Origin of the sequence: Aminobacter sp. LjRoot7 (assembly GCF_964252895.1) — a bacterium.
GTDB lineage: Bacteria > Pseudomonadota > Alphaproteobacteria > Rhizobiales > Rhizobiaceae > Aminobacter > Aminobacter aminovorans_B.
On sequence record NZ_CAXUPX020000015.1, the window covers coordinates 43,370 to 66,809 of the forward strand.

General features: G+C 64.5%; 22 protein-coding genes and 1 pseudogene. 12 read left to right on the forward strand and 11 right to left on the reverse strand.

Annotation, left to right across the window (positions count from 1 at the left end; all coding sequences use genetic code 11):
* Positions 1–63: 63 nt before the first annotated feature.
* The 3 genes and pseudogenes from ACSQ3E_RS28175 to ACSQ3E_RS28185 form a co-directional block, all read left to right on the forward strand.
* Positions 64–576 (forward strand): annotated as a pseudogene (locus ACSQ3E_RS28175) (hypothetical protein); the annotation flags it as partial.
* Positions 577–845: 269 nt separating this feature from the next.
* The gene (locus ACSQ3E_RS28180) at positions 846–1,046 is read left to right on the forward strand and encodes a hypothetical protein (protein WP_436125236.1); all 201 of its coding nucleotides are present in this window, start codon (positions 846–848) and stop codon (positions 1,044–1,046) included.
* 200 nt (positions 1,047–1,246) lie between these two features.
* Positions 1,247–1,789 (forward strand): hypothetical protein, encoded by a 543-nt coding sequence (locus tag ACSQ3E_RS28185; RefSeq protein WP_436125200.1) that lies wholly within the window; start codon positions 1,247–1,249, stop codon positions 1,787–1,789.
* A 35-nt stretch (positions 1,790–1,824) separates the two neighbouring features.
* On the opposite strand, the gene ACSQ3E_RS28190 is transcribed toward ACSQ3E_RS28185, so the two are convergent.
* From ACSQ3E_RS28190 to ACSQ3E_RS28200, 3 genes are all read right to left on the reverse strand, one after another.
* Entirely contained in the window at positions 1,825–3,300 is a 1,476-nt protein-coding gene (locus ACSQ3E_RS28190; RefSeq protein WP_436125201.1) for a sensor histidine kinase, read from the reverse strand.
* Positions 3,297–3,971, reverse strand: a complete 675-nt coding sequence (locus ACSQ3E_RS28195; RefSeq protein ID WP_310327811.1) for a response regulator transcription factor — start codon at positions 3,969–3,971, stop codon at positions 3,297–3,299. The genes ACSQ3E_RS28190 and ACSQ3E_RS28195 overlap by 4 nt, the downstream gene beginning before the upstream one ends.
* Positions 3,972–4,057: 86 nt before the next feature.
* On the reverse strand, positions 4,058–4,441 hold the full coding sequence (locus tag ACSQ3E_RS28200; RefSeq protein WP_310327814.1) for a hypothetical protein: 384 nt from the start codon (positions 4,439–4,441) through the stop codon (positions 4,058–4,060).
* Positions 4,442–4,630: 189 nt separating this feature from the next.
* Here ACSQ3E_RS28200 and ACSQ3E_RS28205 point away from each other — a divergent pair, with 189 nt between their 5' ends.
* The 3 genes from ACSQ3E_RS28205 to ACSQ3E_RS28215 are packed head-to-tail and all read left to right on the forward strand — an operon-like array spanning position 4,631 to position 6,306.
* Positions 4,631–5,053 carry a DUF5602 domain-containing protein gene (locus tag ACSQ3E_RS28205; RefSeq protein WP_436125202.1) on the forward strand — a complete coding sequence of 141 codons (423 nt, stop codon included), beginning with the start codon at positions 4,631–4,633 and terminating at the stop codon, positions 5,051–5,053.
* Positions 5,050–5,577 (forward strand): plastocyanin/azurin family copper-binding protein, encoded by a 528-nt coding sequence (locus ACSQ3E_RS28210; protein WP_436125203.1) that lies wholly within the window; start codon positions 5,050–5,052, stop codon positions 5,575–5,577. Before ACSQ3E_RS28205 ends, ACSQ3E_RS28210 begins: the two co-directional genes overlap by 4 nt.
* Positions 5,578–5,604: 27 nt before the next feature.
* Positions 5,605–6,306 (forward strand): RNA polymerase sigma factor, encoded by a 702-nt coding sequence (locus ACSQ3E_RS28215; RefSeq protein WP_436125204.1) that lies wholly within the window; start codon positions 5,605–5,607, stop codon positions 6,304–6,306.
* Here ACSQ3E_RS28215 and ACSQ3E_RS28220 read toward each other — a convergent pair.
* Together ACSQ3E_RS28220 and ACSQ3E_RS28225 are read right to left on the reverse strand one after the other, a co-directional pair.
* Positions 6,303–7,427, reverse strand: coding sequence for a beta-ketoacyl-ACP synthase III (locus tag ACSQ3E_RS28220; RefSeq protein ID WP_436125205.1), 1,125 nt, complete (start codon positions 7,425–7,427; stop codon positions 6,303–6,305). The genes ACSQ3E_RS28215 and ACSQ3E_RS28220 overlap by 4 nt on opposite strands.
* 109 nt (positions 7,428–7,536) lie before the next feature.
* Complete coding sequence (locus ACSQ3E_RS28225) at positions 7,537–8,289, reverse strand: SDR family oxidoreductase (RefSeq protein ID WP_436125206.1); 753 nt, start codon at positions 8,287–8,289, stop codon at positions 7,537–7,539.
* 158 nt (positions 8,290–8,447) lie between these two features.
* Between ACSQ3E_RS28225 and ACSQ3E_RS28230 the strand changes: the two genes are divergently transcribed.
* From ACSQ3E_RS28230 to ACSQ3E_RS28255, 6 genes are all read left to right on the forward strand, one after another.
* Positions 8,448–9,794, forward strand: coding sequence for a hypothetical protein (locus ACSQ3E_RS28230; protein WP_436125207.1), 1,347 nt, complete (start codon positions 8,448–8,450; stop codon positions 9,792–9,794).
* 244 nt (positions 9,795–10,038) lie between these two features.
* Entirely contained in the window at positions 10,039–11,508 is a 1,470-nt protein-coding gene (gene zwf, locus ACSQ3E_RS28235; protein WP_310327833.1) for a glucose-6-phosphate dehydrogenase, read from the forward strand.
* A gap of 5 nt (positions 11,509–11,513) precedes the next feature.
* Positions 11,514–12,209, forward strand: a complete 696-nt coding sequence (pgl, locus tag ACSQ3E_RS28240) for a 6-phosphogluconolactonase (RefSeq protein WP_436125208.1) — start codon at positions 11,514–11,516, stop codon at positions 12,207–12,209.
* A gap of 148 nt (positions 12,210–12,357) precedes the next feature.
* A complete protein-coding gene (gene edd, locus ACSQ3E_RS28245) occupies positions 12,358–14,181 on the forward strand; it encodes a phosphogluconate dehydratase (RefSeq protein WP_436125209.1) in 1,824 nt (607 codons plus the stop codon).
* Positions 14,182–14,235: 54 nt separating this feature from the next.
* A complete protein-coding gene (locus ACSQ3E_RS28250; RefSeq protein WP_436125210.1) occupies positions 14,236–14,490 on the forward strand; it encodes an AbrB/MazE/SpoVT family DNA-binding domain-containing protein in 255 nt (84 codons plus the stop codon).
* Positions 14,487–14,909, forward strand: a complete 423-nt coding sequence (locus ACSQ3E_RS28255) for a type II toxin-antitoxin system VapC family toxin (RefSeq protein ID WP_436125232.1) — start codon at positions 14,487–14,489, stop codon at positions 14,907–14,909. Before ACSQ3E_RS28250 ends, ACSQ3E_RS28255 begins: the two co-directional genes overlap by 4 nt.
* Before the next feature lie 13 nt (positions 14,910–14,922).
* Here ACSQ3E_RS28255 and ACSQ3E_RS28260 read toward each other — a convergent pair whose 3' ends face one another.
* The 6 genes from ACSQ3E_RS28260 to ACSQ3E_RS28285 form a co-directional block, all read right to left on the reverse strand.
* Positions 14,923–15,273 carry an MliC family protein gene (locus tag ACSQ3E_RS28260; protein WP_436125211.1) on the reverse strand — a complete coding sequence of 117 codons (351 nt, stop codon included), beginning with the start codon at positions 15,271–15,273 and terminating at the stop codon, positions 14,923–14,925.
* A gap of 94 nt (positions 15,274–15,367) precedes the next feature.
* Entirely contained in the window at positions 15,368–16,897 is a 1,530-nt protein-coding gene (locus ACSQ3E_RS28265) for an ABC-F family ATP-binding cassette domain-containing protein (protein WP_436125212.1), read from the reverse strand.
* 359 nt (positions 16,898–17,256) lie between these two features.
* Positions 17,257–18,912: a vWA domain-containing protein gene (locus ACSQ3E_RS28270; RefSeq protein ID WP_436125213.1), complete on the reverse strand. Its 1,656-nt coding sequence runs from the start codon at positions 18,910–18,912 to the stop codon at positions 17,257–17,259.
* 75 nt (positions 18,913–18,987) lie between these two features.
* Complete coding sequence (locus tag ACSQ3E_RS28275; protein ID WP_067967057.1) at positions 18,988–19,950, reverse strand: GlxA family transcriptional regulator; 963 nt, start codon at positions 19,948–19,950, stop codon at positions 18,988–18,990.
* A 71-nt stretch (positions 19,951–20,021) separates the two neighbouring features.
* Positions 20,022–20,918: a bifunctional methylenetetrahydrofolate dehydrogenase/methenyltetrahydrofolate cyclohydrolase FolD gene (gene folD, locus ACSQ3E_RS28280; protein ID WP_436125214.1), complete on the reverse strand. Its 897-nt coding sequence runs from the start codon at positions 20,916–20,918 to the stop codon at positions 20,022–20,024.
* Positions 20,919–21,029: 111 nt separating this feature from the next.
* Complete coding sequence (locus tag ACSQ3E_RS28285; protein ID WP_436125215.1) at positions 21,030–23,327, reverse strand: GNVR domain-containing protein; 2,298 nt, start codon at positions 23,325–23,327, stop codon at positions 21,030–21,032.
* Between the last annotated feature and the right edge of the window lie 113 nt (positions 23,328–23,440).

Consider the following 23,440-nt stretch of genomic DNA (forward strand, 5'->3'; position numbering starts at 1 on the left):
TTGCTTGCGCTGGCGGGAGAAGCCGCCGCGCAGGCAACGTGCACCATGAGCAGTGGGACGGCGATGGCGGTGGGTACGAGCACCTTCGGATGTGGTCCTGGTGCCTCTGCATCAGGGGATGCAGCCACGGCCTTCGGATCTTTGAGCCAAGCACATGGTATGTCAGCAACAGCGGTGGGCAAACGTGCGGAAGCTGGAGGACTCCAGACCACAGCAATTGGGTCTGACAGCGTTGCCCTTGGCGACGATGCCAGTGCATTGGGATACCGGGCAAGTGCCTTGGCCGGCGGCGTCGCAATCGGCGTTAGAAGCAATGCATCTGGTCGCGATTCGGTGGCCGCGGGGAAAGATTCTCTCGCCAACAGCATGAACTCCGTAGCCGTAGGCTCACTCGCCAAAGCCGGGCGAGCGTTTGGCACTGGTAACACGGCCATAGGAGCACAAGCGGAAGCTGGCCGTGCCTTAGATTTATTCGGCAGCAACTCAACAGCCATCGGCACCGCCGCCACGGCCAACGCCAGCGAAGCCACTGCAGTCGGTCAAGGCTCACAGGCCAACTTCGACGGCTCGACGGCAATCGGGCAAGGTGTTGTCACCACGCGTGCCAACCAGATGAAGCTTGGTCATAGCGACAACACCTACACACTCACCGGCCTCGCATCCTCCGCCAGCCTCGCCGCCCAGACCGGCCCGATCCAGTTTGTCACCTCGGATGCCAGCGGCAACCTTGCCGTGTCGGCCTTCGACGTCTCGACACTGGCAACGACGGCCAGTGTCGAGGGCCTGCGCAGTGGGTCGGCGAAACGCGCACCGAGGCACGCCAAGGCATCGCGGCGGCGATCGCCATGTCGAGTGCGGCGATGCCGTCCGCGGCGGGACGCACCAGCTGGGCGGCGAATGTCGGCCACTTCAAGGGCGAAACGGCCTTCGGCGGCTCGCTCAGCCACCGGCTCGACTTCGACAATCCGGTCGCCATCAGCCTCGGCTATTCCTATGGCGGCGGTGACAGCCATGCGGCGCGGTTCGGCATGATGGGGGAGTTCTAGAGCATTCAGTTTAGGCCCGGTGCCCAAAGCAAGGCCAGGCGTGCCCTTGCGATGGGCGCCCATCTCAGGGTGCCCCAAGGCGATTGCGGCGGGGCACCCGCCTTTCCCGGCAGACATGACCTGACATGCGCGATCAGCTGATATCCAAAGCCAGAGTTTCAAGTATTGTTGTCATCCTCCTGACGCTGCTGGCGGACGGAGTGCCGGGGCTCGTTTCGACCACAGCTCTTGCGCAAACCGCCAAGTCGAAAGCCGACAAGCCGCAAGCGGCGAAACCCGCCGACATCGACAGGAACGGCGTGCTGATCCTGACGCGCGGCGCAATCCTCGCGCTCGACCAGGCCAACAAGACCGGCAACTACACAGTGCTCCGCGACCTCGGCGCGCCCGGCTTCCAGGCCAACAACGCTGCCAGGCTGAGTGAAATCTTCGCCACCCATCGCCAGCAGGAATTCGACCTCGGCGCGGTCGCCGTTCTCGAACCGCAACTGACACTAATGCCGCAGATCGAACCCAACGGCATGCTGCACATGGCCGGCTACTTCCCGTCTCTGCCGCTGCAGGTCGATTTCGAATTGCTGTTTGCACCGGTCGAGCGGCAATGGCGGCTGTTTGGCATTTCGGTCAATCTCAGCAAGGGCGGCCTGCAGGCACCGGAGGGGCAAGACAAGCCGTCAGCAACGGCACCCGCCGTCACGCCCGACGCGCCTACCGCCGAGGTCAAGGCGAAGCCCAAGCCGTGAGCCTCGCCGCTGTCACCGGCGGCTCCGGGGCAGCTTTAGCCGACCTGCCTTGCAGCATCCGGCTTCGCGCCAGGTGTCGTCGACTGCCACAGCGGCAGCTGCAGCCTGATGCGGGCACCGCGCCATGGGCCAACCAGGATTTCGACGCCCCCGCCATGCAGCCGGGCGATCTCGCGGGCAAGGTTGAGCCCGAGGCCAGCGCCGCTGTTGCGCGGGCGCAGGCGATAGAACGGCTGGAAGACGCGCTCATGTTCGTCGTCGGGAATGCCCGGGCCTTCATCATGGATTTCCAGCCCGCCTTTGGCGTCCACCACCACCGAAACGATGCCCTCGCCGCCGCCATGATCGATGGCGTTGCGCAAGAGATTGGTGACGGCCTGCTGGATTTGCGACGGCTGGATGTTGACCAGCACGCTCGACGCCGCCGGCTCGAAGGAAAAGTCGTAGCCGGCGGCAAGCGCCAGCGGCGCGAAATCGGCGGCGAGATGGCGGGCGAACTCGACGAGGTCGACGACCTCGCGGGCGCCTGCCGACTGGTCGAGTACCTGGCGGTCGAGCAGTTGCTGCGCCAGATGCGACAGGCGCTCGATGTCCTTCAGCAGGCGCCCGCTTTCGGGGTCCTCGCGCAACAGTTCGGCGCGGGTGCGCAGGATGGCGATCGGCGTGCGCAGTTCGTGCGCCGCGTCGGTCAGGAACCGGTTGCGCTGGTCGTACCCTTGGCCGAGGCGCGACAGTGCGTTGTTGAAGGCCTGCACCATCGGCTCGATCTCGGTCGGCACGTTGGCGGTCGGCAGTTGCACGCCGCGATTGTCGATGTCGATGCGGCCGGCCTGCCTGGCGGTCGCGACAAGGCCGGCGAGCGCCCGGCGGACCACCGTCGGCGTGACGACGAGGGTCGTGCCGCCCATGACGATGAAGAAGGGCGCCAGAAACGCCACGATGATCAGTGCCACCGTCGGTCCGATCTTCATCCAGTCGATTTGACCACTGGCGTCGCGCGTACCGTCGAGGCTCAGCTGGAATGTCACATCGACGCCGTTCGTTTCCATGCGCGAGAGAATGGTCGAGGTGAGTATCTGGACCCGGCCGGCGTCGGTCGGGCGATTGGCGAGGATTGCGTCAGGGCGCAGATCGTGCATCGGAAAGCGCAGGAACGCGTAGTCGAGTGCCCAGGGCAACCCGACATGCCCGTCGTTGTAAGCGTCCGGTACGTTCCCCTGTTGGAGCGTCTTGCCTGCCTGGTCTCGCACGACCAGCCACAGGTTGGGATAGTTCTGGCGTGCCGCGCGCATGTCGTCGGTGTCGCGCAGGATGAGGTTTCCGCTGACATCCCTGCTCACCGCACCGGCAACTGCCTCCACGGCGGTTTCATTGTCGCTGAGCAGCCGGGGCTCAAGCAGGAACAGCACAAACCAGATGAGGCCGACGAAGGCGAACAGCGTCGCGGCCTGCAGCAGGATCAGCTTGCGCACGAGCTGCCATTGCAGCGAGGTGGGGCGCAGCTTCTTCATGCCACGGCGCGCAGGAGGTAGCCGAGGTTGCGGATCGCCCTGATCTCGACCCCGGCCGAGACGTCGTCGAGCTTGCGGCGCAGGCGCGATACGTGGGAATCGAGCGCGTTGGAGCCGATCTCGTCGTCCATGGCGTAGACCGACTCTTCGAGCGTGGCGCGCAGGACGGTGCGGCCGGGCCGGCGCAGCAGTGCTTCCAGCGCCAGCTGTTCGCGCCGCAACAGCTCCAGCGGCTTGTCGCCGACGCTCGCCTCGCGATGGTGAAAATCATAGGTGAGCCTGCCGACTATCGTCTGCTCGGATCTGAGCGCGACAGGGCGGCGATGCAGCGCGCGCAGCCGCGCCATCAGTTCCTCGATGGCAAACGGCTTGACCAGATAGTCGTCGGCGCCGGCATCGAGGCCGGCGACACGATCATTGAGGCCGCTGAGCGCGGTCAGCATCAGGACCGGCGCATCGACACGCAGGGCGCGCAGCTTGGGAATGAGGTCGAGGCCTTCGCCATCCGGCACGCGGCGGTCGAGCACGATGGCATCGTACGGGCCGAACTCGGCCGCGGCTTCAGCATCTGCGAGCGTGGCGACGTGATCGACGATGACATTGCGACGTGCCAGCGCCGACTTCAGCACCGAGGCCATCTCCGGCTCGTCCTCGAGCAGCAAAATGCGCATGCACGTATTCCCTCAGTCAGTCCTCAGGCCGTCGTGGCCGAAACCGGTGGCGGCATTAGGGCCTCCACCGGCACGGCATCACGCGGTTACTCGCATTCCAGCTTCGGCTTGCGGAAGTTGGTGATGTACCAGCGCCCCTCGGACCTGGTGGCGTAGAATGTGTAGAAGCACTCCTGCTCCTCGACATAGCCCGGGGTCGTCATTTCCTCATAGCGCGTGCCGCGCCTGGTGTCGCGGTACTCGCCGCTGGTCGAGCCGGCTACGGCGTTTGTCGTAATCTTGCTCCACTGATAGGCGCGCTGGCCGCGGCCGAGTTCGATCACCGACGTGGGCGGGCCGTAGTCGATGATCACTGACTCGAGCGGCTGGCCGATATAGCCCTTCATGACGTCCGACTGGCAGCCGGCCAAGAAGATGGCGGCGGCGACAGCAAGTGTGCCGACAGCGCGGCGGGCAGTGCTGAGAGACATGTCTGATCCCAGGTTGTGGATGATGTTCCCGGGCAGCTACGCCGCAAAGATTGCATCTACATTGCAGGGCTCAAGGCAAGGCCTCGACACGCTGCAGCATCACGACGATTTCCGGGAACCTTTTGCGAGATCCGGCATCCAATGACTGAAGCCACCGCAGCGTGCGTTGGCCCAGCAGGAGATGTTCCGATGAAACTGGTTTCCGCCGCACTTGCCCTCGTGCTCGCGAGCGCCCTGCCCGCCCTTGCCCACAACATCCCCGCCGATGTCGCCAAGTCGCCGCCAGCCGGCGCCTTCAAGGCGGTGAGCAGCCTGGTCAAGCTGCCCGACTTCCTGCCCGGCATGGGCCAGCTGTTCGTCGATCCGGCGACGCTGCCGGCCGGGCCGTTCCTTGCCTATGACCATGACGGCAAGCTGGTCAGCACGATCTATATGCTGCCGATCAAGGACCTCAACCCCGACAAGCGCTTCGACGATCTCGCGGCACCGGGCGGCAATGTCGACCACGTCAGCGTCTACTACAATGCCGGCCACCCCGGGGTGGAAGAGCCGCATGCCCATGTCGTGCTGTGGCATGTAGCCAAGGCCGACGAGGCACGGGTGGCGAAATGATCGTCACGCGCAGGCGCATGATCGAAGCCGGCGGGGGACTTTTCCTCGCCGCGCTCCTGGCGAGACCGGCACTCTCGGCCGGCGCGATCATCGACGTCGAGATGCATGGCAAGGACGACGGAGCGCATGTCTGGTTCGACCCGATCGGCATTCACATCGAGCCTGGCCAGACCATCCGCTGGACCAACCGCGACGCGGGCAATTCGCATACGGTGACGGCATATCACCCCGATATGTTCGAGCGGCCGCTGCGCATTCCCGCGAGCGCCAAGCCTTGGGATTCCGACTATCTGATGCCGGGCGAAACCTTCTCGGTGACGCTAACGGTGCCCGGGGTGTATGACTATTACTGCGTGCCGCACGAACACGCCGGCATGGTCGGGCGGATCGTGGTCGGCTTGCCGCCTGCGCCGGTCGAAACGGCAGTGGCAGACCAGACGCTGACGCAGCTGCCTGATATCGCGCTGAACGGGTTTCCGCCGGTGGACGAGATCATCGCCAAGGGCATCGTCCGCAAGGCGTGAGCAGTGGACCGAAATGGAGGCGACAGCATGCAACTGGCAATCTTGCGGCAACAGGTCGATCTCGACGGGCACCGCGACGAGGAGCTGGTGGCACTCGCGCGCCAGGGCGGCGAGAACGCTATCCGCGCGCTCATCAAACGCAACAACCAGCGGCTTTTCCGCGTCGCCCGTGCCGTCACCCGCGACGACGCCGAGGCCGAAGACGTGGTTCAGGAAGCCTATGTCAGGGCCTTCACCCGGCTCGACAGCTTCAAGGGCGATGCGCTGTTTTCGACATGGCTCACGAAGATCGCGCTCAACGAGGCGATCACGCGCATCCGCAAGCGCCGGCCCGTCGCCGAGCTGGAAGAACTGGATATCGCGGCTGCTGCCAATGGAGGCCAGGTGATCATGTTCCCGACATCGCTGACACCACCTGGCGCGGATGCCGAGCTTGGCCGCTGGCAGGTACGCGCCTTGCTCGAACAGGCAATCGACGAATTGCCGGCGGCCTTTCGCATCGTCTTCATTCTGCGCGACGTCGAGGAAATGAGCATCGACGAGACTGCGGTCCAGCTCGCGATCAAGCCCGAGACGGTCAAGACGCGGCTGTTCCGCGCCCGCAAGCTGATGCGGGCGGCCATCGAAAAACGCCTATCGAGCGGCTTTGCCGAACTGTTCCCGTTCAACGGCTGGCGCTGCGAGCGCATGGCCGACCGGGTGGTCGAGCGGCTGCGCGCAGATACCTAGATCTTCCTGACGATGACACTGCCGGCGGAATAGCCAGCACCGAAGGAGCAGATCACGCCGAGGCTGCCCGCAGGCAGGTCGTCGGAGAATTTCGAAAACGCGATGATCGAACCGGCCGACGAGGTGTTGGCGTAGTCCTGCAGCACGTTGGGCTGCTCCTCGCGGCTCGGCTCGCGGCCCAGCACCTTCGAGCCGATCAGGTCGTTCATGCCCTTGTTGGCCTGGTGCAGCCACAGCCGCGACAGGCTCTGCGGCTCGATGCCCTGTTCGGCGAGATGGCTCAGCATCAGTTCCGCCACCATCGGCACCACCTGCTTGAAGACCTTGCGGCCTTCCTGGTGGAACTGCATGTCGCGGCGGTCGGCCATATGGCCTTCGCGGGTGCGGCGCAGGAAGCCATTGTTGTTGCGGATGTTGTTGGAGAACTCGGTCAGGCACCGCGTCGCCAGCACCTCATAGGCATTGTCCGCCTTCACCTCGTCAGCGCGCTGCAAAACGACCGCAGTGCAGACGTCGCCGAAAATGAAGTGGCAGTCGCGGTCGCGCCATTCCTGGTGGCCGGAGGTGATCTCGGGATTGACCATCAGGATCGCGCGGGCCGAACCGGTGCGGATCATGTCGGCTGCCAGTTGGATGCCGAAGGTCGCCGAGGAACAGGCGACGTTCATGTCGAAGGCAAAGCCCTTGATGCCGAGCGCCTGCTGCACCTCGATGGCGACAGCCGGATAGGCGCGCTCGTGATTGGAGGCGGCACAGATGACCGCGTCGATGTCGGCTGCGGTCAGGCCCGCCGTCTTCATCGCCTTGTCGGCTGCCTTGACCGAAATCTCGGCCATCAGCGACAGCTCGTCCTCGGCGCGCTCGGGCAGCACCGGGTGCATGATGCCGGGATCGAGGATGCCGAACTTGGAGACGACGTGGCGGCGCTCGATGCCGGACGCCTTGACGATGAACTCTTCCGACGACATGGCCATCGGCTCGCGCTCGCCGGCCTCGATGGCGTCGGCGTGCAGCTTGTTCTGGCGGTGGGCATATTCGTTGTAGGAGGCCACCAACTCGGCGTTGGTGATGACTTCCTCCGGCGTGAAGATGCCGGTACCGCTGATCGCAACCCTGTGCATGGCGTTTCCCATTGGTTTTGAGCCATTGGAATAGGGTTCAGGCAGCAGCGGTCAAGCTTTGCGACCACAATTTCAGGTCGAAAGCGCGGTTACCTGGCGGCAGAAATGCTCAAATGCAGCGCCCACCATCCACTTCCATGGCAACGCCGGTGATCAGCGAAGCCTCGTCCGAGACCAGGAACAGCGCCGCATTGGCGATGTCGAGCGGCGTCGAGAAGCGGCCGAGCGGGATCGACGCCTTGAACTTCTCGCGGATCTCGGGCGTGTCCTTGCCCATGAATTTCTCCAGCATGCCGGTCTCGCCGGCGACCGGGCAGAGGCAATTGACGCGGATGTTCTTGGGCGCCAGCTCGACGGCCATCGACTTGGTGGCGGTGATCGCCCAGCCCTTGGAGGCGTTGTACCAGGTCAGCCCCGGACGCGGCCTGAGGCCGGCAGTCGAGGCTGTAGTCAGGATCGAACCGCCCCCCTGGCGCTCCATTATCGGCACCACCGCGCGCGCTGCATGGTAGATCGCTTTCATGTTGACGGCGGTGATCAGGTCGAAGACGTCTTCCTCGACATCCACGAGGTCGCCGTTGCGGTGGGTGTAGCCGGCGTTGTTGACCATGATGTCGATGCGGCCGAAGGCGCTCTTGGTAGCGTAGACCAGTTCATCGAATTCGGAGCGTTGCGACACGTCGGTGGTAACCGCGATCGCGCCGTTGCCGATCTCGGCCGCGACCCGCTCGGCCTCCCTGGAGTTCAGATCGGCGACGACGACCTTGGCGCCCTCCTCGGCAAAACGCCTGGCCATGCCCTCGCCAAAACCGGCGGCACCGCCCGTGATGATCGCGACCTTGTCCTTCAGCCTGTCCGCCACGTTACGTCCCTTCGAATCGAACCTTGTCACCAGCCCCTTATCGAAACGGAAAACGCATCAGTCAGCAACAGACAAGCGACTGCCGGCCGACGCTCGGCTTGCGGCACTGTTCAAATAATTCTAAAGTAAATGCCTGCCTCTGGGTGGGGGACGCAAACATGAAACTTCGTTTCTTATTTGCATTGTTTTCAATAAGCACAGGTCTGTTCATCGGCTTCCAGCAAGCAGCAACTGCCGCATGCGTCGTGCCGAGCTACAACCAGAAACGCGGCATACCGCCTGGCTTCACCGAGCCACAAGGCTTCAAGGGCCGCTTCGACTTTCCTGCAAGCACCAGCGAGCCGCTTCCGGCCTTCCTGTCGATCGACTTCACCCAGGATTGGCGCGCCTATATCCAGGCGGTGCTCGAGTATTCGTTCGAGGGCAACATCGCCGTCGACTTCAAGGTCGCAAACAACAACACCCGCAACTGGTATCATGCGCTGTGGATGCATCCGGGCAATTCGGGGCGTGAGTTCCTGCACGGCCTGACCAAGGAACGCGCCACTGATCCGGAACAGCTTGCCGAAGGCGTGACCAAGTCCTTCGACACCTGGGCGGTCGGCTTCTACAACGCGCTCGGTGCCACTACCTTCGCCAAGGTGTGGAGCGATCCGTGCAGCCCCAAGATCGACGACATCTATTTTCCTGTCGGCACCACGTCGTTCAAGCTGCTGTTCACCACCGCCACCGCAACCGACATCCCTTATCTCGCCGGCGCGCCGGAATGGGACGGCGACATCGGCCGCGCGCCCAACCGCATCGGCAAGCTGCGTCTCTACCAGATCGACATGGCCGTGCGCGATCCGCGCTCGCTGCAAACCGGATGGGTGTTCGGCACCTTCGTCTACCAGGGCGACGAACCGGGCACCGATCCATGGAAAAAGCTGGTGCCGGTCGGGCTGAGTTGGGGCAACGACCGCTTCGTGCCGCCGCCGGGACAACTGCGCCAGAACGTGCTCAACGACACGCTCGAGGGCAAGATCTACGGCTGGCCCGCGCGCAAGGAGCTCGGCTGGGGCGGGCGCGTCAACGGCCCGGCCGACAACCAGATCAGCTCGTGCGTGTCTTGCCACGGTTCGGCGCAATATCCGCGCAGCGACGATTTCGGTAATCTGCCGCGGCAGCCGGCGACCCCGGTCGATTACCAGCGTCGGCTTTTGGAATATTTCCGCGACATCTTCGCCGGCGGTGTGTTCGACGGCGAGTCGCGTTACTTCGGCACGCAGACGGCGGTGCTTGCGCGACCGCTCGATTACTCGCTGCAACTTCAGGCCGGCATCGAGCGCATGTGCGCGACGGTCACCGCGCGCGAAGCGCCATTCAACGACGGCACGGTTCCCGTCCCGCCGGTTTGTCCCGCACCTCCTGCTGTCGTGGCTGGCGGACCGGAAAGCCTCTCGGCCGGGCCGGCACTTGCCGATCGCGAAGACACGATCGACGCGCTGCTGGAGCCAATCAGATAGGCTTGGAAACGCTTCTGACTTGAAGCCAAGGCCTTTGGCCGAGATGCCTGTCAGCACCACCGTGTACTGGCACGCGCCTTGCCGCCACGAAACAACCGATATCCGGCTGGCGCCACGGCTTCGTCTGGACCACTATCAAATCTTCGCGTGTGACACCGTGGCGCTGGCTTTAGGGCTAGTGCTTTTAAATCGATTAGCATATATCGGTCGTCGACATCGCGACCGTCATGAAAACGGATAGAACATGACCAGCCAGATCATCCCCGTCGATCCCTTCGACTTCATCATTTTCGGGGGCACCGGCGATCTGTCGGAACGCAAGTTGCTGCCGGCGCTCTATCACCGCCAGCGCGACCACCAGTTTTCCGAGCCGACCCGCATCATCGGCGCGTCGCGCACCAAGATGGATGACAAGGAATTCCGGGCCTTCGCCAAGAAGGCTATTTCGGATCATGTGAAGCCCGAGTACATCGAGGAAAAGGAGCTCGCGACCTTCCTCGACCGGCTGAGCTACGTCACCATCGACGCCAAGTCGGGCGATGGTTTTGCCGAACTCAAGAAGTCGCTCGCCGACAGCAAGCGCATCCGCGTCTTCTATCTCGCGGTGGCGCCCAGCCTGTTCGGCGACATCTCCGACCACCTCAAGGCAAACAAGCTGGTCACCCCGGATTCTCGCATTGTCGTGGAAAAGCCGATCGGCCGCGACCTCGAGTCGGCCAAGGCGCTGAACGACATCATCGGCGACGACTTCGGCGAGCACCAGATTTTCCGCATCGACCACTATCTCGGCAAGGAGACGGTGCAGAACCTGATGGCGCTGCGCTTCGCCAACGCGCTCTACGAGCCGCTGTGGAACTCGGCCCATATCGACCACGTGCAGATCACGGTGGCCGAGACAGTCGGCCTGGAAGACCGCGTCACCTATTACGACAAGGCGGGCGCGCTGCGCGACATGGTGCAGAACCACATGCTGCAGCTGCTCTGCCTTGTTGCCATGGAGGCGCCGGCCTCGATGGAGGCCAATGCGGTGCGTGACGAAAAGCTCAAGGTTCTCAATGCGCTGAAGCGCGTCAACGGCAACGAGGCGCCGAAGCAGACCGTGCGCGGCCAGTATCGCGCCGGCGCATCGGCCGGTGGCCCGGTCAAGGGCTACATCGAGGAGCTGGGTGCTGAGAGCAACACCGAGACCTTCGTCGCCATCAAGGCCGAAATCGCCAACTGGCGCTGGGCCGGCGTGCCGTTCTACCTGCGCACCGGCAAGCGGCTGGCGTCGCGCGTTTCCGAGATCGTTATCGAGTTCAAGCCGATCCCGCACTCGATCTTCGGCGAGAGCGCCGGGCCGATCTTCAACAACCAGCTGGTCATCCGTCTGCAGCCTGATGAGGGCGTCAAGCAGTTCATCATGATCAAGGACCCGGGCCCGGGCGGCATGCGCCTGCGCCAGATCCCGCTCGACATGAGCTTCGCCCAGTCCTTCGACGGACGCGCGCCCGATGCCTATGAGCGGCTGATCATGGACGTGGTGCGCGGCAATCAGACGCTGTTCATGCGCCGCGACGAGGTCGAGGCGGCATGGAAGTGGATCGACCCGATCCAGCACGCCTGGGAAGGCAGCCGCCAGGAAGCCCAGGGCTACACCGCTGGCACCTGGGGTCCGTCGGCCTCGATCGCGCTGATAGAGCGCGACGGCCGCACCTGGCACGAGAGCAATTGAGCGCCATGGCAGCACCCAGCTGGAACGCATTCGAGACACGGGACGAACTGGCGGCAGCCCTTGCCGCCAGGGTGGTGGACACGCTGAAGGCGGCCATCGCCCGCCGTGGCGTGGCTTTCCTCGCCGTCTCGGGCGGCACCACGCCCGGCCGCTTCTTCGCTGCGTTGTCTAAGCAAGAGCTCGACTGGAGCAAGGTCACGGTGACGCTTGTCGACGAGCGTTTCGTGCCGGAAAGCTCGCCGCGCTCCAATGCGGCGCTCGCCAAGGCCAACCTGCTGCAGAACGAAGCGTCGGCCGCCAGCTTCGCACCGCTGTTCCATGAGGCAGCGACGGTCGAGAATGGCGCTGATCTTGCCGACTCCGAGCTGCGCGCCCTTCCCTGGCCGCTTGACGTGTCCATTCTCGGCATGGGCGGCGACGGCCACACGGCCTCGTTCTTTCCGGACGCAGCTGGACTGGACGCGCTGCTCGACCCGGATTCGTCCCGGCTGGTGATGCCGGTTCACGCCGACAGCGCCGGCGAGCCAAGGCTAACTTTGACGCTGCCTGCATTGGTGGGCGCGGGTCTGGTCGTTGTCCATATCGAAGGCGCTGAGAAGCGCAACGTCATCGAGGCAGCACTGGCAGCCGACAAGGCTTTGCCGATCCGCACCGTGATCGACCGGGCGCCGCGCGCCGCCGAGATCTACTGGGCCCCCTGATCGGGCCCGGCCGCGCCGCGCCGAGAGGCCGCGACGCCGCGAATGCCGAAATCGAGCATGGTCCGGTGCAATCGGCTGCGCCGTCTGCCGGTCCATGCCAGCCCGAAGTTCCTCCCGGTTCGGGCACCGCGTTGAAAGGACTGAGGCCATGACAGCCAGGAACGACATCCAAGCCATCACCGAGCGCATCCGCGAACGCTCGAAGGTCAGCCGCGAAATCTATCTCGATCGCGTCAATGCTGCCGCCGGCAAGACCGCGAACCGGGGCGTGCTGTCCTGCGGCAACCTCGCCCATGGCTTTGCCGTCTGTAGCCCTTCGGAGAAGGTCGCACTGGGCGGCGACAAGGTCGCCAATCTCGGCATCATCACCTCCTACAACGACATGCTGTCGGCGCATCAGCCGTTCGAGACCTATCCGCAGCTTATCAAGGACGCGGCGCGCGAAGCCGGCGGCATCGCCCAGGTGGCAGGTGGCGTGCCAGCAATGTGCGACGGCGTCACGCAAGGGCAGCCGGGCATGGAGCTGTCGCTGTTTTCGCGCGATGTGATCGCCATGTCGGCCGCCATAGGCCTCAGCCACAACATGTTCGACGCCGCCGTCTATCTCGGCGTCTGCGACAAGATCGTGCCGGGCCTGGTGATCGCGGCCCTGACCTTCGGCCATCTGCCCGCCGTCTTCGTTCCGGCCGGGCCGATGACCTCGGGCCTACCCAATGACGAGAAGGCCAAGGTTCGCCAGCTTTATGCGGAGGGCAAGGTCGGCCGCGCCGAGCTGCTGGAAGCCGAGTCCAAGTCCTATCACGGCCCGGGCACCTGCACCTTCTACGGCACCGCCAACTCCAACCAGATGCTGATGGAAATCATGGGGCTGCACACGCCGGGCGCCTCCTTCGTCAATCCGGGCACACCGCTGCGCGACGCGCTGACCCGCGAAGCGACAAAGCGGGCGCTCGCCATCACACATCTCGGCAACGCCTATACGCCGGTCGGTCGCATGATCGACGAGCGCTCGGTGGTCAACGGCGTCGTCGGCCTGCACGCCACGGGAGGTTCGACCAACCACACCATCCACCTGATCGCCATGGCGGCTGCCGCCGGCATCCGCCTGACCTGGCAGGACATTTCGGACCTGTCGGACGCCGTGCCGCTGCTCGCCCGCGTCTATCCGAACGGGCTTTCCGACGTGAACCACTTCCAGGCGGCTGGCGGAATGGGCTTCCTGATCCGCGAACTGCTCGACGCCGGCCTGCTGCATGAAGACGTGCAGACAGTGTGGGGCGAAGGCCTTCGCCCTTATGCCGTCGAAGCCAAGCTCGGTGCAGACGGTACGGTGGTGCGCGAGGCAGCGCCTAAGGTCAGCGGCGACGAGAAAGTGCTGGCCCCCGCCAGCAAGGCGTTCCAGCCGAGCGGCGGCCTCAAGGTGCTGGGCGGCAATCTTGGCCATGCGATCATCAAGACCTCGGCCGTGAAGCCCGAGCGCCGCATCATCGAGGCGCCGGCGCTTGTGTTCGACAGCCAGCAGGGCCTGAACGACGCCTTCAAGGCCGGCCTGCTCGACCGCGATTTCATTGCCGTCATCCGCTTCCAGGGCCCCAAGGCCAACGGCATGCCGGAGCTGCACAAGCTGACCACCGTGCTCGGCATCCTGCAGGATCGCGGCCACAAGGTGGCGCTGGTCACCGACGGCCGCATGTCAGGCGCCTCGGGCAAGGTGCCTGCCGCGATCCACGTGACCCCGGAAGCGCTCGAAGGCGGTCCGATCGGCCGGGTCCATGACGGCGACATCGTCAGGCTCGACGCCGAGGCCGGCACGCTCGAGGTTCTGGTTCCGGCCGGTGACCTGGCACTGCGCCCGGAGCCGGTCTGCGACCTCTCGGGCAACGAGCACGGCATGGGCCGCGAACTGTTCGCCGGTTTCCGCCAGATGGCCGGCCGCGCCGACCACGGCGCGAGCGCATTCGGCACGGCCTGACCTCGGCTTGAAAGTAAGGCAGTTCTGCCTTACTTTTCGAATCAGAGGTGTACGATGCAAACGCTGACAGTAACGGCGAAAGGCCAGATTACCGTGAAAAAGGAGGTGCTGAAGCACCTCGGCGTCAAGCCCGGCGACAAGATCCTTCTGGATCTCGCGCCGGACGGTAACGTCGTGCTCAAGGCTGCGCCGCAGAAGCGACACGGGATCGAGGCCATCTTCGGCATTCTTCACGATCCCGACCAAGCGCCTGTGACGATCGAAGAGATGAACAAGGTCATCGCAGACGCTTGGGCCGGCAGGCGGTGAAGGTAGCAGTCGACACCAATGTGCTCGCCCGCGCCATGCTTGCCGACGACCCTGGCCAAACGCGCGTGGCACAGGCGCTGCTGGCCGATGCCGAGCTGATCGTCATTCCCCTTGTCACCTTCTGCGAGCTTGTCTGGGTTCTGGCGAGCAGGGGCGTAGAGCGCTCATCGATTGTCCGAAGCATTGAAAGCCTGTTGAACTCACGCCAAGTCGCCGCCGATCATGCCGCCGTGGCAGCAGGCCTTGCTCATTTGCGGGCTGGTGGCGACTTCGCAGACGCGGCCATGGCAGACGAGGGATACAGGGCTGGTGCAGAACAGTTCGCGACATTCGACAAGAAGGCTGCCCGGCTTCTGGCCGTGGAAGGAAGGCCGGTGACCCTGCTCAAGGGCCGAACCGATAAGTCACCAACCTCCTGAACCCGGCCTCTCGCTACTTCACCGCCTCGCACGACAACACCGCCGGTGCATCCTCGCCCTTGGTCAGGTCGTAGAGGTCGGCGTTGTCGCCCTTGGTCCACCAGACATAGTGCTGGCCGGCATATCTGGCGCCGCTGGCGCTCAGCACCGTGACGGCCACGACCGTCTGGTCGGCGAGCTTGAGCACAACGAGCGAATTGTCGCCGGCGTTGACGTATTCGGCCTTCACGGCCTGGTCGCCACACTTGTAGTCCACCGCATTGCGCTCGACCTGCGCATCGCCCGGCAGCTCCAGAGTCACAGTCGAAGCCATCGCCGCACTGGTCGCGGCAGCAAGGATGATCGCGGTGAAGCTCACGCGCATGACGGTCTCCTGAATTGTTCGTCGTGCGAACGATAGCACGACGAAAAGGCCTGCCGAAGCCGAGGCCCCGGCAGATCTTTTCGCGCATCAGAGGCTAAGCTCCGTTCTTTGCCACGTCGGCGAAGAAGCCTTCCGGGCTCTCCACTTCGACCAACCGCTTTTTCTCGATCAGCCAGAAGCGATTGCCAACGGCGCGGACGAAGCTGCGGTCGTGCGAGACGAGCAGGCAGCTCGCCTCGTGCTTCAGCAATTCATCCTCCAGCGCCTCCTGCCCGTCGATGTCGAGGTGGTTGGTCGGCTCGTCGAGCAGGTAGAAGTTCGGGTTGGTCAGCCGCAGAACCAGCATGCCGAGCCGCGCCTTCTGGCCGCCGGACAAGCGGCCGATCGGGTTGGCCTGCATCTCGACAGACAGGCCGGCGCCGGCAAGCAAGGTGCGGGCGCGTTGCTCGCCAAGCTCGAAGCGGCGCGTCAGCATCGACAGCGGCGCATCGCTGTCCCTGAGATCGGACAGGCCCTGGTCGCCATAACCCAGCACCAGCGACGGCGTCGCCTTGACCACGTCCTTGGCGTTTTCCGGCGCACCGATGGCTTGCCTGACCATGTTGACCAGCCGCGTCTTGCCGGTGCCGTTGCGGCCCAACAGCACGACGCGATCACCCTGACGAAGCCACAGCTTGCCGGTCCGGAACAGCAGCGTGCCATCGGGCGTGGTGACGGGCGCATCGTCGAAGGTGACCAGCACCTTGGCGTGCGTGCCGCGATTGGCAAGCCTGATGGCTCCGGCGGAGCGCTCCAGATGGGCCGGCTTCGCCGCATCCTCCAGCCGCTCGGCCCGCTCCTTCAGCTGCTTGGTCTTCACCACCAAAAGGTCGCTGCCGGAGTTGATGCCGATGTTATTGAGCTTGGCCGCTTGCCGCCGCAATTGCTGCGCCGTCTTCATGTCCTTTTCGAAGCGGCGCGCTTCCGAGGCGTCGATCTCGTCCAGTGCTTCCCGCGCCCTGGAATAGGGCAGCGAAAAGACCTGCGAGTTCTCCGGCCTGAGGAACAGCGTCCGGTTGGTCACCGCGTCGAGGAAGGCGCGGTCGTGGCTGCAGATCACCACGGGCACGTCGCGGGGCAGCGCGTTCAGCCAGTTTTCGAGCTGGGCGATGCGTGCCAGGTCAAGGTGGTTGGTCGGCTCGTCGAGCAGCAGCATGTCTGGCTCGGTCACCCAGACCCGGGCAAGCAGTGCCAGCCGCTGCCAACCGCCGCTGAGTTTCGACAACGGCCGTTGGCGCATTTCCTCGGGCACGTCGAGATCGTCGAGCACGATGTCGACGCGCCAGCTCTCGCTCTCGGCCTGGTCAGCCGGAAGTGCCGCGAGAACGGCGTCATGGAATGCCATGTCGATCAGGCTTGCCGGAACGTCCTGCTCGACATGGCCGACCCGCAGGCCGCGTGCCCGGGTGATGTCGCCCGATGTCGGTTCGAACGCGCCTGTGATCGAGCGCAGCAACGTGGACTTGCCACGGCCATTGGCAGCGACGATGCCGAGCCGGTCGCCCGGCTCGATGGAAAGGTTGAGATTGGAGAAGAGCGGAGCACCGAGCGTTACGCCAAGCGACCTCAGATTGATCAAAGCCATGTCAGTTCTCTGGTCTGGCCGGACCATCGCCCGCATCCGATCTTGCGGGATGCATTTGGGGAACCGGGTCCGGTGTTTATCCAGATGCGGGAGAGCATGAAGCTCGACACCGCATCACCACGAAGGGCAGACCGGGAGAGAGATACGCAACATTGAATGCCGCATCAGGTCCAAAAATCGAAATGGATTGTTGGGGTCGATGCTGTTGGCGCGTCGTCCGAGGTCAGCCCTGCAAACGCATTTGCAGGGCGTGGACAGGGCCGCGCTGACGGTGGTGACGAAAAAACGTGTACACGCAGCCCTCCTTTGTTGTTCGAGTTGCGCGCTCTAGATAGCCGCGACCTCGTTCCGTTGCAAGCCTACTGGATCGTCAGTTCACTACGCTCGCCGGCCTTGACCGTTGCCGAACCTTCCTTCTTGCCGGCGTCGCCACGATCGACCTCGACGACATAGTCGCCTGCCGGCAAGGTCGTCTGGTGTTTCTGGTCGTAGGCGTAGCCAAAGTCCTGGCGATTGCCCTGGATGTCCTTCTTGGCCGCGAAGACGCGGATTTCCTTGGCGCCCGGAGCATCAATCGCCAGCACGCCGGCGCCGAGCGCGACGGTCACTTCACCGCTCTCGCCAACCCGGACGTTGAAAGGCTGCTCCGCCTCGGCCTGGTCCATGCGTGCCACCAGGACATAGTCGCCGGCAGGAAGGTCGAACTTGTTGCCCGGTCCGTAGCCATAGGTGACCTGATCGCGCGTGCCGTCGATCTTCTTCTTGGCCTTGTAGACTCGGACGTCGAGACCGCCGGCGTCGACCTTGTCGCCACCCTCGGCATAGATCGCATTGGCCACGACATGACCGACGCCGACGATGACGTCCTTTTCGACGGTCTGGCCGGCGGCGAGTTGGATCGTCTCGTTGGCCTCGCCTTGGCCGATGGTGACCTTCAGCTTGGTTTCACCGGCGGGCAGCACAACCTTGGTCTGGCCATAATAGGTCGCCGGGTGGTCGCCACCGGGAAAGTCGAGAACGACGGCGGCACCATCGACGATGTCGGCGCCTTCGCTGGGGCGCGGACGGACGACGAGCGTGCCGGCATTGAGCACGAAAAGCGGCTTGTAGGCCTGGCCGGCCTCCACCTTCAGCGGCTGTTCGATGGCCGCTTCGCCCAAGGTCGCGCGGATGACGTAATCGCCGGCTTCAAGCGATCCTTTGTAGTTGTTGTATTCGGTGGTCAGGCGCTCGCCCTTGGAGCCATCGGCATTGGCCTTGTAGATTTCCCAGGCGTTGCCGGCGTCCTTCAGCGGAGCTCCGCCCTCGGCCAGCGTCAGCTCGGGAATGAAGTTCAACTCCGGCTTGGCCGGTTCCGGCGCGGGCGCAGGCTCTGGGGCCGGAGCGGGTGCTGGCGCGGCAACCGTCTGCACCAGCGCATCTTCCAGCCCCTTGGCGTCGGTTGCCTGGATGTATTTGCCGCCGGTGTTTTCGGCGAGGCAGGCGACCTGCCTGCCCTCTTCCGCGGTCAGGCCGAAGCCGACGACATGGGCGGTGAAATCGATGCCCGACTGCTCCAGTTCCTTACCTAAGGCGCAGGGGTCGGCGTTGCAGGTCTCGAGCCCATCGGTGATGAGAATGACTGTCGCTTTTTCCTCGGTGTATTTCAGGTCCTCGGCCGCCTGCTTGACGGCGGCGGACAAGGGCGTCTTGCCGAGGAATTTCATGCTGTCAGCGGCAGCGGTAATGGCGGATGCCGAGCCCGACGCGGGCGGCACCACCAGCTCGATATCGGAGCAGCTGCCCTTTTCGCGGTGACCGTAAGCCATCAGCCCAAGCTCGGTGTCGGCGGGAATGGTGGTCAGCACCGAGCGCAGCGCCTGACGCGCGACTTCCAGCTTCGGCTTGCCGTCGATCTGGCCCCACATCGAGCCGGAGGCATCGAGCACTATGATGGCGCGGTCGGCCGCATTCGCGGCTACCAGCCCCGACAGCATGAGCACCGACGCCAGGATGCCTCGTGTAAACGCCTTCATGCTGCCCCTCGCCGATTCAGATTTGATTGCAGCGAAGCTAAACAAGGGCCATTGGGCTGACAACCCTGAGGCCGATCAATAGGTGGTGCGGCGTTCTTCGCTCGGGGGACGGCCGAATTGCAGCCGGTAGCTTTGCGCGAAATAGGAGTGCGAAGTGAAGCCGGTGGCGATCGCCACGTCGAGGATCGGCATGTTGGTCTGGCGCAGCAATTCGCGGGCGCGCTCCAGTCTCAGCCGCATGTAATAACGGCCCGGCGTCACGTTGAGATGGCGCAGGAACAGGCGCTCGACCTGGCGGACCGACAGTCCAGCCGTCTTCGCCAGTTGCACCGCCGACAGCGGTTCGTCGAGATGATCGGCCATCAGTTCAACAATGCGCTTCAGCTTGTCCGACTTGCCAGTGAGGTCGCGTTCGGGGCCTACGCGCTGGCGGTCGCCGGCCGAACGGATGCGCTCGTGCTGAAACTGGTTGGCGACTTCGTTGGCGAGATTGGCACCGAAGTCGCGCTTGATGATCTCGAGCATCAGGTCGATCGAGGTGGTGACGCCGGCACAGGTGTAGCGCTTGCGGTCGATCTCGAAGACGTTGTTGGTGCACTCGATATCGGGGAACTTCTCCATGAAGCCGGCACGGTTTTCCCAGTGGATGGTGCAGCGATAACCATCGAGCTGGCCGGCTTCAGCGAGGAGGTACGAGCCGACCGACAGCGCGCCCAAGGCAGCACCTCGACGGCCCCATGAGCGAAGCGCACCGAGCACCTTGCTCTTGCCGGGAAATTCGGTGGCGACGCCGACGCAGACGAACATGATGTCGACCGCCGGCACGTCGGCGACCGAGTAGTCGACCTTGAGCGGCAGGCCGTTGGAGGCGATCACCGCTTCGCCGTCGGCCGACACCGTGGTCCAGCCATAGACGTCGCGGCCGAGCAGGCGGTTGGCCGACCGACAGGTGTCGATGGCGGCAACCAGCGAGAACATCGAGAACTTGTCGACCAGCAGGAAAGCGAACTGGCGGCCTTCGGGGTGGGGCTCTGACATCGCGACCAAATCTACAGAACGCGCCGGGTTGAGCAAGGAAGCGGCGCCGGTTTCAACAACGCCGCGATCATTCAGAAGCCCGGTTGTTCGAGGCCGGCGTGGCGATAGGCCGACACCAGCGTGTTGGCCATCAGCATGGCGATTGTCATCGGCCCGACACCACCAGGAACCGGTGTGATGGCGCCGGCGCTCTTTTCGGCCGAGGCGAATTCGACATCGCCGACCAGCCGGGACTTGCCTTCGCCCTTGTCGGGCAACGGGATGCGATTGATGCCGACGTCGATGACGGTGGCGCCCGGTTTGACCCAGTCACCCTTGACCATCTCGGGCCGGCCCACGGCTGCGACCAGAATGTCGGCGGTGCGGCACAAGGCCGGCAGGTCCTTGGTGCGGCTGTGGGCGATCGTGACGGTGGCGTTGGCGGCGAGCAGCAGATTGGCCATCGGCTTGCCGACGATGTTGGAGCGGCCGACAACCACCGCGTTGAGGCCGGACAGGTCCTTGCCATGCTTGCGTTCGATCAGCAGCATCGAGCCGAACGGCGTGCAGGGCACGAGTGCGGTGTCGAGCTCGCCGGTGGCGAGCTTACCGACATTGATGAAGTGGAAGCCGTCGACATCCTTGTCGGGCGCGATCGTCTGGATAATCTTGCCGGCGTCGATATGGCCTGGCAGCGGCAGCTGGACGAGGATGCCGTGGATAGCGGGATCGGCGTTGAGCTTCTCGACCAGAGCGACGAGATCGGCTTCGGAGGTCTCGGCGGCAAGCGTGTGCTGGACCGAATGGAAGCCGCATTCCTTGGCCGTGCGCGACTTATTGGCGACATAGACCTGGCTCGCCGGATCCTCGCCGACAATGACCACCGCCAGTCCCGGCTTCACGCCATGCGTGGCAAGCGTGGCCGCGGATTTCTTGACGCCTTCGACGACCTCGGCTGCGACACTCTTTCCGTCAATGATCTCAGCCATGGCTTACTCCGTCTGCGGCATGCTTCGGGCGGCATTGTCATCAAATTTTCGACCCGCAACCTCGCCATTGCGGCGTCCGGTGCCGTAAACTCGAAACCGCGTGGAAGAATTTCAGAAGTAGCGGCGCGAGCGCCGCTCCCTGAGCAGGTTCAGCTCCTTGCGAACCTCGCGCAGGCTTTCACTGATCTCGTCGATCTGGCTCTGCGGCGCGGGCGCATCAGCCTGAGACGCTGCCGGTGGCGCGGAGTAATATTCCGACGACCGCTGCCGATAGGACGGGCGATATTGCTGCGACGCTGCGTAGTCCGGTTGCTGCAGCGGCGGCTCAGCATATCCGGGCTGCGGTTGCGTCGCATAGGACGGCGCGAAGCCGCCTTGCGGCGCCAGGTATCCTGGCTGCTGCTGCATGGGCTGCGCCTGCCATGACTGCGGCGGCTGCCGGTTCTCGACGATCGGATCGGCGGCGACAGGGCTTGCCGCCGATGGCATCACAGGGGCCACTTCGGCCCTTGGCGCGGCGGTTTCGACTCGATTGTCCGGCTGGCTGTTCACGACGGCCGGTTCGCGGCGCGCATCGGGCTTGGCGCGGCTGCGCCGCCTGGCCGTGGTGCGCAAGCTCTGCAGCGCCCCACGCATTGCGCCCAAACCGACGCCCGAGGCGAAGCCGAGCAGCATGCCGCCCAGCGAAATCATCGCCCGCGACGGGCCCGTCGACTGCAGCGGCGGCGATGCCGGCGATATGACGGTCACGTTGCCCGAATTGATGTCCCTTTGCTCGCCGGTCTCACGTGCCCGGAGCAGCGTTGCTTCGTAGACGGCGCGCTTGGCGGCAACGTCGCGATCAAGCTCGCGCAGCGTGACCATTTCGCCGCCGACATCGCTCTGGCGCACCTTGAGTTGGGCAAGGCGGGCTGCGAGTTCCTGTTCGGTCTGCACGGCACGCTTGAGATCGACCTGGATGGAGCCGGCGACCCGGCGCAGTTCGTTAGCGATGCGCTCGCGCGCGCCGGTGAGCTGGGCCTCGACAGCGAGGCGCTCGGGATGGCGCGGGCCAAGCCTGACCGCGGCCCGGTCGGCTTCCTGGGTCAGCGCCGCATATTGCGCGCGCAGTTCGGTGATTGCGGGCGAGGCAATCGCTTCGGGCAAGGCGCCGGCCAGCACGGAATCGACGCCGAGGTCGCGGGTCGAGGCGGCGCGCGCGTTGAGTTCGAGCGTGCGGGCCCGCGCCGCGGTCAGCTGGTCGTTGACGCGCTGGATTTCGTCGTCGGTGATCAGCCGCCCTTGCGGATTGATGAGTTCGTTCTCAGCCTTGAACGCCTCGACCTTGCGCTCGGCTGTCTCAACCGACTTGCGCAGGTCGTCGAGGCGGCGGGTCAGCTCGTCGGTCGCGCGGCCGGCCGTCCCGGCCTGCAACTCGCCGAAGGTCTGGATGAAGACATCCGTCATCGTGTTGGCGATGAGCGCGGACTTCTCGGGATCTTGCGTCTTCGCCCCGACCGAGATGACAAAGGTGTTGACGTCCCGTTGGATGGACAACGCCTCGTAGAGGTGTTCGGCCGCCAGTGCGTGCCGCCGTCCGGGGTCATCGCCTGTCTGCTGGTTGGAAGAGATCAGCGAGCGCACAAAGCCGCCAATGCTGAAGCCGCCACCGGCCTTGCCGTTGAATTCCGGGTCCTCGGCCAGATTGAGCTTGTCGACGACCTTGACCAGTACCGAGCCGGAGGTCAGCCGGCGCACCTGGGTTTCGACCACCGCCAGCGTCGCATCCGACGGCAGGTCGCCGACGGTCAGCTCCTTGTCGGAAAGCCTGAGGTTGCGCGGATCGACGATCATCTCGGTCCACGCTTCGTATTTCTTGGGCGTCGACAGAGCGAGTGCGACACCAAGCAACGCGCCGGCGAGCGTCGTCGAGGCGATCAGCAGTTTCGAACGGGTAATGCCGCCGATGACCGCCATCGGGTCGATCAGCGGCTGCCAGCGGACATCGTCGTGGTCGCCATGCTGGTCGTATGCCGCAGCCGGCGGCGTGGGCATGGCTGCAAGCGGCTCAGGCATGGATGAACCCATCCCCCTGCCCCGCCAGTTCGGGAGCATCGAAGACCGAGCCGTATCAGAGTTGTCGCTTGTGAATGCGGGCGCAGCCTCTGCCGGCTGTTGGCCAACCGGCTGCGCCTCAGGTGCGGATGGCTTTTCGGCGAGCTGCTCGCGGGCAGCACGCTCGGCCTCGCGCCTGAAGCGTGCCATGCGATGGCGGGTCGCAGGGTCCTGGAAATCCTCCTGGCCGCCGTCGTCTTCCGAAGACATCGACAGCAGCGACGAGCCTCGCGGCTTCTGATCGGCGTCGTCCCGGTCCAGCGCAAGCAACGAGCGCTTGCGCCTCCAGTCCTCGCGGTTTCCAGATTCGGCCATACGGGCAACTTCCAAAAGTCTAGTTAACCCACGCTAAACAGACATGGGTAACAAAACGTTAATTCCTGCTTTGCCGCAGTATATAGAGGTTCATCGCAGAACGGCACATTAAG

Bases quoted from the DNA above. Each gene is read 5' to 3' on its own strand.
- ACSQ3E_RS28180 (WP_436125236.1), top strand. From the start codon at position 846: ATGTCGAGTGCGGCGATGCCGTCCGCGGCGGGACGCACCAGCTGGGCG.
- ACSQ3E_RS28190 (WP_436125201.1), bottom strand. From the start codon at position 3,300: ATGAAGAAGCTGCGCCCCACCTCGCTGCAATGGCAGCTCGTGCGCAAG.
- ACSQ3E_RS28195 (WP_310327811.1), bottom strand. From the start codon at position 3,971: ATGCGCATTTTGCTGCTCGAGGACGAGCCGGAGATGGCCTCGGTGCTG.
- ACSQ3E_RS28200 (WP_310327814.1), bottom strand. From the start codon at position 4,441: ATGTCTCTCAGCACTGCCCGCCGCGCTGTCGGCACACTTGCTGTCGCC.
- ACSQ3E_RS28205 (WP_436125202.1), top strand. From the start codon at position 4,631: ATGAAACTGGTTTCCGCCGCACTTGCCCTCGTGCTCGCGAGCGCCCTG.
- ACSQ3E_RS28210 (WP_436125203.1), top strand. From the start codon at position 5,050: ATGATCGTCACGCGCAGGCGCATGATCGAAGCCGGCGGGGGACTTTTC.
- ACSQ3E_RS28215 (WP_436125204.1), top strand. From the start codon at position 5,605: ATGCAACTGGCAATCTTGCGGCAACAGGTCGATCTCGACGGGCACCGC.
- ACSQ3E_RS28220 (WP_436125205.1), bottom strand. From the start codon at position 7,427: ATGCACAGGGTTGCGATCAGCGGTACCGGCATCTTCACGCCGGAGGAA.
- ACSQ3E_RS28230 (WP_436125207.1), top strand. From the start codon at position 8,448: ATGAAACTTCGTTTCTTATTTGCATTGTTTTCAATAAGCACAGGTCTG.
- zwf (WP_310327833.1), top strand. From the start codon at position 10,039: ATGACCAGCCAGATCATCCCCGTCGATCCCTTCGACTTCATCATTTTC.
- pgl (WP_436125208.1), top strand. From the start codon at position 11,514: ATGGCAGCACCCAGCTGGAACGCATTCGAGACACGGGACGAACTGGCG.
- edd (WP_436125209.1), top strand. From the start codon at position 12,358: ATGACAGCCAGGAACGACATCCAAGCCATCACCGAGCGCATCCGCGAA.
- ACSQ3E_RS28250 (WP_436125210.1), top strand. From the start codon at position 14,236: ATGCAAACGCTGACAGTAACGGCGAAAGGCCAGATTACCGTGAAAAAG.
- ACSQ3E_RS28260 (WP_436125211.1), bottom strand. From the start codon at position 15,273: ATGCGCGTGAGCTTCACCGCGATCATCCTTGCTGCCGCGACCAGTGCG.
- ACSQ3E_RS28265 (WP_436125212.1), bottom strand. From the start codon at position 16,897: ATGGCTTTGATCAATCTGAGGTCGCTTGGCGTAACGCTCGGTGCTCCG.
- ACSQ3E_RS28270 (WP_436125213.1), bottom strand. From the start codon at position 18,912: ATGAAGGCGTTTACACGAGGCATCCTGGCGTCGGTGCTCATGCTGTCG.
- ACSQ3E_RS28275 (WP_067967057.1), bottom strand. From the start codon at position 19,950: ATGTCAGAGCCCCACCCCGAAGGCCGCCAGTTCGCTTTCCTGCTGGTC.
- folD (WP_436125214.1), bottom strand. From the start codon at position 20,918: ATGGCTGAGATCATTGACGGAAAGAGTGTCGCAGCCGAGGTCGTCGAA.
- ACSQ3E_RS28285 (WP_436125215.1), bottom strand. From the start codon at position 23,327: ATGGCCGAATCTGGAAACCGCGAGGACTGGAGGCGCAAGCGCTCGTTG.